Origin of the sequence: Pinirhizobacter sp., assembly GCF_036499745.1 — a bacterium.
Classification (GTDB): Bacteria; Pseudomonadota; Gammaproteobacteria; order Xanthomonadales; family Rhodanobacteraceae; genus Pinirhizobacter.
This window is the reverse complement of record NZ_DASYDG010000024.1, coordinates 1-8,336: the sequence shown is the minus strand read 5'-3', so window position 1 is coordinate 8,336 and position 8,336 is coordinate 1. Positions and strand designations below refer to the sequence as shown.

6 protein-coding genes are annotated in these 8,336 nt (G+C 64.0%); 5 read left to right on the top strand and 1 reads right to left on the bottom strand.

The annotated features are described in order from the left end of the window. On the top strand, window positions 1–268 hold a 268-nt coding region (locus VGM61_RS08300), incomplete at its 5' end, for a GNAT family N-acetyltransferase (RefSeq protein WP_331522295.1). Here VGM61_RS08300 and VGM61_RS08295 read toward each other — a convergent pair. After that, complete coding sequence (locus VGM61_RS08295; protein WP_331522294.1) at window positions 230–649, bottom strand: alpha-L-fucosidase C-terminal domain-containing protein; 420 nt, start codon at window positions 647–649, stop codon at window positions 230–232. The genes VGM61_RS08300 and VGM61_RS08295 overlap by 39 nt on opposite strands. 282 nt (window positions 650–931) lie before the next feature. On the opposite strand from VGM61_RS08295, the gene VGM61_RS08290 reads away from it, so the two are divergent. The 4 genes from VGM61_RS08290 to VGM61_RS08275 all read left to right on the top strand — a co-directional run. Beyond that, the gene (locus tag VGM61_RS08290) at window positions 932–3,769 is read left to right on the top strand and encodes a TonB-dependent receptor (protein WP_331522293.1); all 2,838 of its coding nucleotides are present in this window, start codon (window positions 932–934) and stop codon (window positions 3,767–3,769) included. Further along, complete coding sequence (locus VGM61_RS08285) at window positions 3,769–5,994, top strand: cellulase (protein ID WP_331522292.1); 2,226 nt, start codon at window positions 3,769–3,771, stop codon at window positions 5,992–5,994. Before VGM61_RS08290 ends, VGM61_RS08285 begins: the two co-directional genes overlap by 1 nt. After that, window positions 5,991–7,916 carry a sialate O-acetylesterase gene (locus VGM61_RS08280; RefSeq protein ID WP_331522291.1) on the top strand — a complete coding sequence of 642 codons (1,926 nt, stop codon included), beginning with the start codon at window positions 5,991–5,993 and terminating at the stop codon, window positions 7,914–7,916. Before VGM61_RS08285 ends, VGM61_RS08280 begins: the two co-directional genes overlap by 4 nt. A 116-nt stretch (window positions 7,917–8,032) precedes the next feature. Beyond that, the coding region (locus VGM61_RS08275; RefSeq protein ID WP_331522296.1) for a beta-galactosidase at window positions 8,033–8,336 on the top strand (304 nt) is incomplete at its 3' end.

Genomic DNA, 8,336 nt, shown 5'->3' with positions numbered 1-8,336 from the left:
CGGCGACATCCTGGGCTTCGTAAGCCTGAACGGACGCAAGGTGGAAGCGCTGTTCGTCGATCCTTCGCACATGGGCAAAGGCGCAGGCCGCCATTTGCTGCAGCATGCGCGCGCGCTCAAGGGCTCGCCGTTGATCCTGGATGTCAACGAGCAAAATCCCACGGCGCTGGCTTTCTACCAAAAACAGGGCTTCTCTGTCACCGGCCGCTCGCCGGTGGACGGCATGGGCTTAGCCTTTCCCCTGCTTCACCTGGCCGAGGCCTGCTAGCTCGATCACATACACATACACAGCCGCACCGGGAGGTTTATCCGCGGCCTTCATATGCAGGCCATCGGCTTGCTGGGGCCAGGTGACCTTGCCCGTGGCTCCGAGCAAACGCACCGCGGTTACCTTGTCCGTTGCACCAAGCGTGTGGATCACGCTTGCGCCATCGACCGGCCATCCCAACGCAATCGCATACAGCCTGCCGTTATTCACCGTGAAGCGAAAATCCGCCGCGGTATAAGGCCTGGATTTGTCCTCCTGGAAGGACCCGCCGACGAACTGGGTGGGCCTGGTTGGCTTGCTCGGGAGTGATCTTCCCCGCCGCGGGAGCGGTAGCGGCGGCTTGGGCGCCCGCGGCGCCGGGCATGGCGAGCGTCGCGGCAAAGAGCCACGCGGGCACGGGCCAGGTCCTCTTCATCATCATCCCTTTGGTGTACGTAGCCGATGGCGCAAGTTAGCAGCGCAAGCCCATGCCGCCGCGCAATGTGGCGAACGCAAATGAAGAAACGTTAACCAGCCCCCTTAATTTCGTAATTGTGTGCGTTACCCCCGCACTGACAGGATGCGCCCAGCCTGGCGTCGGCACTTGCCGCGGGCCAGGACCATAAGAACAGCCGGTAGTTGCCGCCGCCCGGCACGATAGTGACGATGTGGGAAGGGTTAGTGATGAATGAAATGAAGCCCGGAAACGGGAAGCGCCGGCCGATACGTCCTGTGGCCCTGGCCAGGCTCTCCGTGGCCATCGCCGGCTGCATGGTCTTCCTGTACGGTCCAGCCACGCTGCATGCCCAACAGGCACCCGCCGCGGGCCAGGCAGACACGGCGACCCAGGATACGGCGACAGCCGGGCAGCCCAATGCCACCCCGGATCAGAAAGCCAAGGACAAGAAGAAGGACGACAAGAACGCCACCGAACTCGGTGCCGTCACCGTCACCGGCGTACGCGCAAGCCTTGCCTCGGCACAGTCGATCAAGCAGAACGCCGACCAGATCGTCGATTCGATCGTCGCCACCGACATAGGCAAGCTGCCCGACACTAACGTGGCCGAGGCATTGCAGCGCATTTCGGGCATCCAGATCGACCGCAACTATGGCGAAGGCAGCAACATCGCCATCCGCGGCCTCACCCAGGTGCGCACGGAACTGAACGGCCGCGACAGTTTTACCGCTAACGGCGGCCGTTCCTTGAGTTTTGAGGATGTCCCTTCGGAACTCCTGGCCGGCATCGACGTGTACAAGAATCCATCGGCGGAAATCGTCGAGGGCGGCCTTGGTGGCACGGTGAACCTGCGCACGCACATGCCCTTCGACTTCACCGGCCAGAAGGTGGCGGTGACCGGCGAATGGGACTATGCCGACCTTGCCAAGAAAGGCAAGCCCGCGGCCTCGGGCCTATACAGCAACCGCTGGAACACCGACGCCGGTGAATTCGGCGTGCTGGTGGACGTGGCCTACCAGAAGCACGCCTTCCGCCAGGACGTGATCAGCACCGAGCCGTTCTACGCCGTCACCGGCAACCCGAACGACCCCACCACCAACTACGCCGGCTACGAAGGACGCCAGCTGGAAGTGCCCCATGGCGGTGGCGTGGGCGAAACCTACGGTGACCGCCGCCGCATCGGTACCTCGGTGGCGCTGCAGTGGCGGCCCAACGACAAGACCGAGCTCTACCTGCAGGGCTTGCGCTCCGACTACTCATTCAAGTGGCGCGATTACTCGTATTTCGCCTACACGTCGACCTCGCCGATCACACCCGTACCCGGTGCACCGGTGTCGTTCAACGACAACGGCGATTTCCAGAGTGGCTCCTTCTCCGATGTACCGGTGGATTCCAACAGCAGCCTGACCACGCGGCGCTCGAAGACCACCGATATCTCATGGGGCGGCACCTATCAGGCCACCGATGCCCTGCACCTGTCCACCGACTTCCAGTACATCAAGGCGACCACCAAGGAGCTGCGCTACATCCTGTCCACGCACACCATGGCACCGGTGTTCACCCAGGACATTACCGGCGCCATTCCCACGCTCACCGTACAGGGCAATACCGACGCCGGTGGCGTGCTGACCGACCCGTCGCAGGCCAGCTACGGCTACCTGCTCGACCACAAGGACCGCAGCATCGGCCATGAATTCGCCTGGCGTGCCGATGGCGAATACACGTTCGATTCGACCTTCCTGCAATCGTTGACCTTCGGGGTACGCACCACCAACCGCCGCGCCGTCACCGACAGCACACCTTATCGTTTCGCCGGTATTTTCCAGCCGCTGTCAAATTTCCCGGGCTCGACCTGGTCGGTCAACAGCTACGGCGACTTCTTCCGCGGTGATGCCGACGTGTTCGGCGCCACCATCGCGCCCAACCCGGCGCTGCTGAACGACTATCCCGGTTCGCTTTCCCAGTTCGGTGTCACGGACCTGCTCAAGTACGGCCCGGCCGACACCAACAAGCAGGGCGAGAAGACCTACAGCGCCTACGCCATGCTGCGCTTCGGCTGGACCATGGGCGATATTCCCGTCGACGGCAATTTTGGCGTCCGCGGCGTGCGTACCAACGTCACCGCCGATGGCGTGGTGAACGATACCAACGGCGACGGCGGCTATTCGCCACTGAACGTGGACACCACGTACAACTCGGTGCTGCCGAGCCTGAACCTCAACGTGCACTTCACCGATACCCTGCAGTGGCGAATCGCCGGCTCCAAGGGCCTGTCGCGGCCCAGCTTCGACGATATGAACCCGGTGACCAGCCTGAGCACGCCAGACCAGGGAGGCAACAACACCTTCACCGGCTCCGCCGGTAACCCGAACCTGAAGCCGGTCAAGGCTGATCAGTTCGATACCTCGCTGGAGTGGTATTTCAAGCCCGGCGCCCTGGCCTACGTGGCGTTGTTCTACAAGAACGTCAACGGCTTCATCTCGCATACCAACATCGAGCAGCCTTTTGCCGTTCCCAACCCCGATGGCACCAGCACGGTGCAGAACTACCTGATCAACCGCCCGGTGAACGGTGGCAACGGCAAGATCCGTGGCGCGGAGATGGGCCTGACCTACTTCTTCGACTTCCTGCCCACGCCCTTCGATGGCCTGGGCGTGGAAACCAATTACACGTACGTGTATTCCAAGGCTCCGAGCCCGGATGCCGCCGATACCTCGGGCAACCCGCTGCAGGTGCCGCTGGAAGGCCTGTCGAAGAACAGCTACAACCTGATCGGCATCTACGAAAAAGGCCCGATCGAGGCCCGCCTGGCCTACAACTGGCGCAGCAACTGGGTGGTGACCACCCAGGGCAACGGCACGGGCAGCCTGCCGGTGTTCGACAAGTCGTATGGCCAGCTCGATGCATCGCTTACCTATCGTGTGAGCGACCAGCTCTCGGTGACCGGCGCGGCAGTGAACCTGACCAACACGAAACGGCGTACGATCTTCGGCGTGGACACTCGCCCGCGCGATGTCCAGATCAACGATCGCATGTATTCGTTGAGGTTGATGTACAGTTTCTGATGAGCCTACTGCCAAGCTCCACCGGTGGCGCGCCTGAAAACGCGTCGCCGGTGTTCTCGATAAGCCTGTTGATGCTGCTTTCCGTCGCCGCCCAGGCCACGGATATTCCCTACCAATGGCGCAATGTGCGTATCGGCGGCGGTGGGTTCGTCTCAGGGCTCGTCTTCGACCCCACCACCGCAGGGGTTGCTTACGCCCGTACGGATGTCGGCGGCGCCTATCGCTGGAACGCCGCGATATCCCGCTGGACCCCGCTCACCGACTGGGTGGACGCCGACCACGCCAACCTGATGGGCATCGATGCCATGGCGCTGGATCCATCGGACACCCGGCGCCTGTACCTGGTGGGCGGCACCTATACGCGCCCTGGCGTGGGCAACGCCGCGATGCTTCGCTCCGGCGACCGCGGCGATCATTTCGACAGCGTGGCCCTGCCTTTCCCCATGGGCGGAAACGAGCTTGGACGCGGCAACGGCGAACGCCTGGCCGTGGATCCACACAACGGCGCGGTACTGCTGCTGGGCTCGCGCAATGCCGGGCTGTGGCGCAGCGCCGACCACGGCGCACACTGGGCGGAAGTCGCCAATTTCCCGGCACAGGCAAAAACGGCCACCGCCACCAGCGGATCCCGCACGCAACCGGTGGGCATCGCTTTCGTCACCTTCGATCCCTCCTCGCGCGCGGTATACGCAGGCATTTCCACCCGGGCTACATCGGTGTTCCGATCCGACGATGGCGGCCGCAGTTGGGCCGCCGTATCGGGCCAGCCAATCGGGCTTCGGCCCACCCACATGCATCCGATGGGCAAGCGCTTCGTGCTGACCTACGGCGACGAGCCCGGCCCGGACCAGATGCATGACGGTGCGGTGATCGCCTTCGATCCGGCCACCTCGCGCTGGACCGATATCACCCCCTTGCCACGCACGAAGAACCCCTCGGGCTACGGCTGGGGCGACGTGGCAGTCGATCCGCGCAACCCCGATGTGCTGATGGCCAGCACCTTCGCCCACTACACGCCGCACGACCTGCTGTTCCGCAGCACTGACGGTGGAAAGCATTGGACCGAAGTATTCGAACGCTCAACCTTCGACCATCACCATGCCCGCTGGACGGTGGATCACACGCCGCACTGGATGGCCTCGGTAGCCATCGATCCGTTTGATCCGGACCATGTGCTCTTCGTCACCGGCTACGGCATCTGGGCGTCGCGGGACATGCGTGCGCTGGGCCGTGGCCGCGGCGTGCACTGGTGGTTCCAGGACGACGGGCTGGAAGAAACCGTGCCGCTGGGCCTGGTGAGCCCATCCGTCGGCGCACACCTGATAAGCGCGGTGGGGGATCTGGACGGTTTCCGGCATGACAACCTCGATACCGCGCCCCTGCAACTGGCCGGCCCGCCGCGCTACCAGAATGCCGAGGACATCGATGTGGCAGGCCGGGCGCAAGCCGTGATGGTCCGCACCGGTCGCATCCGGGGCAAGGTCGACATGGTGCGTGCTGCCATCTCGCGGGACGGCGGCATCACCTGGAAGGCCCTGGCCAGCGAACCGGGCGAAGGCGACGGCGCGGGCACCATTGCGGTTAGCGCGGACGGCAAGCGCATCGCCTGGCTGCCGGTGCATGCCTGGCACGTATTCGTCACTGACGACGACGGTAAGCATTGGCGGCATGGCGATGCCCTGCCCGGGGCCTCGCATGTGTTGGCCAACCGGATATCAGCCAACGTGTTTTATGCCGATGGTGCCGGGAAAGCATGGGCCAGTACCGATGGCGCGATCACTTTCGTCCCGGTCGCAGGCAGCTTCGGCGCGCGCATCGCCGCCGATCGACATCCCCACGCGCATCTTGCGATCCCACCGGATCGAAACGACGAGCTATGGTGGGTAAGTCCCGCTACCGGCCTGGTCATGGGCGACGCTGCCGGGCACCTGCTGGACACACCCACGGACATCGCCGTGGCCGATTCGCTGGGCTTCGGCCGGGCGGCGCCGGGCATGGCATACGCAACGATGTACCTGGCTGGCAAACAGGGCTCCGTACGCGGCCTGTTCCGCAGCGTCGACCACGGCGCACATTGGCAACGCATCAACGACGATGCCCACCAGTTCGGCGCGATGGGCCATGTCACGGGTGATCCGCGGGTGTTCGGACGCGTGTATTTCGCCACGGGCGGGCGCGGCATCTTTTACGGCGATCCGAAACCTGCAAAGGGTAAATCACCATGAACGTCAGACATGCCCTGGGCATCGTTGTCCTGCTGGTATCCACGCCGTCGATGGCGGTGCATGTGAACCTTGATGTCCCGCCCATGTTCGGCGACCACGCGGTGTTGCAGCGGGACATGCCGATGCGCCTATGGGGATGGGCTACGCCGGGCGGGAAAGTCATCGTGACATTCGACTCGCACCAGGCCCGGGCCACCGCGGCGGCGAACGGACGTTGGCAGGTAACCCTGCCTTCCCATGCCGCCGGTGGCCCGTACGCCTGGCAGGTAAGCGATGGAAAGCAGACCGTTACGTTCCAGGACGTGCTCGTGGGCGATGTGTACCTCGCCTCCGGCCAGTCGAACATGGAATTCGAGCTGGCCAAGGCCCGCGATAGTGCCGTGGAAATTGCCCATGCCACCGACGGTGCCATCCGAGAACTGAAAGTCCCCAACGCCTGGTCGGTGAAACCTTCCGCACGGCTCCCCGGTAGCGCCTGGGCGCCTGCCTCCCCCGCCACTGCGGGGACATTTTCCGCGGTGGCGTATTTTTTCGCGAGGGAGATCCGGGCCGACCAGCATGTCGCGGTGGGTATTATCAACAGTTCATGGGGTGGCAGCCGCATCGAGCCATGGATGGATGCCGCTACCGCGCAGGTGAATCCGTCAGCCGTTGCGGCACGGGTTGCCCGCGAAGATGCAGCCGAAGCGCAGCTGGTCGATTCGACCAGGCGCAACCTGCAACGTTGGCCGGGTGTGCTCGACGCCGGCAGCGATGGTGACTATGCCCGTTCGGATGCCGACGAGCACGACTTCGTTCCCATCCGGGTCCCCGACTTCTGGGAATCGCAGGGCTACGTCGATATGGACGGCGTGGTCTGGTATCGCACGCATGTCGCCCTTAGCCCTGAGGATGCCGCAGGCGGCATCACGCTGGGCCTGGGGATGATCGACGACTCCGACACCACGTACGTCAATGGCGTTGCCGTGGGACAAACCGTCGACGCCTGGAACGGTGTCCGGGCTTATCGGGTGCCGGCAAACGTGCTGCATGAAGGCGACAACGTGGTAGCAGTCAAGGTAACCGATCTTGGCGCCGGCGGCGGTATCCACGGCGAATCCGGCCAGTTGTTCGTAGCGAACGCGAAAGGCACGCGCCGCCCGCTCACCGGCCCCTGGTTGTTCCGTCCTTCCCGCGTGGCACTGGTACCGGCGCAGACGAAAAACCAGATACCGACCCTGCTCTACAACGCCATGATCCATCCGTTGCTGCCTGTGGCCCTGCGCGGTGTGCTGTGGTACCAGGGCGAACAGAACGCCACCGACGATCTTGCCTTCCGCTACCGCAACCAGTTCGCCGCGTTGATCAAACAATGGCGCAACCAGCTCCAGCAGCCGGCACTCCCTTTCCTGTTCGTGCAGCTGGCCAACTTCAAGCGCGGTACCGACACGCAAGCTGGCAGCCCGTGGGCGATGCTGCGCGAGTCGCAGGCATCGGCGCTGACACAACCCGCAACCGCCCAGGCGGTCACCATCGACGTCGGTAACCCGGACAACATCCATCCCAACGACAAGCAGACCGTCGGACATCGCCTTGCCCTGGCGGCCCGGCATGTCGTGTACGGCCAGTCCCTGGTATTCCACGGGCCGGCTTATGTTTCCGTTACCTTCCACGGCAGCCTTGCGCGCCTGTCGTTCGACGACGGCGGTTCGGCACTGGCCATTCGCGGCAACACAGCCCTGGGCGGCTTCACCCTGGCCGGGCCCGATCGTGACTTCCACCCCGCCACGGCGCACATCGAAGGCCACGCCATCGTCGTCCAGGCACAGGGCGTGACCGCACCCACGGCCGTGCGCTATGGCTGGAGCGAGAACCCTGTCGATGCCAACCTCATCAACGCCGCGGGCCTGCCCGCGTCGCCCTTCCGCACGGACAGCTGGTGACCTGAGTGACCAAGCCCTTATCGATCATCCTTTCATTCGCCCTGGCTGCCGTCACCGCCGGATCCTGGGCCGCGCCACTTCCGCGCATTGTCACCGAGAAGGGCAACCACGCCCTGATGGTGGATGGCAAACCCTATCTGCTGCTCGGCGCCCAGGTGAATAATTCCAGCGCATGGCCCGCCATGCTGGGCGAGGTATGGCCGGCCATCGAGCAGGTGCACGCCAACACCGTACTGGTGCCGATCGCCTGGGAACAGGTGGAGCCGCGCGAGGGAAGCTTCGATTTCAGTTTCATGGATACACTCATTACGCAGGCCCGCGAGCATCATGTGCGCCTGGTGCTGCTGTGGTTTGCCACATGGAAGAATAACGGCCCGGCCTACACGCCTTCCTGGGTGAAACTGGACAACAAGCGCTTTC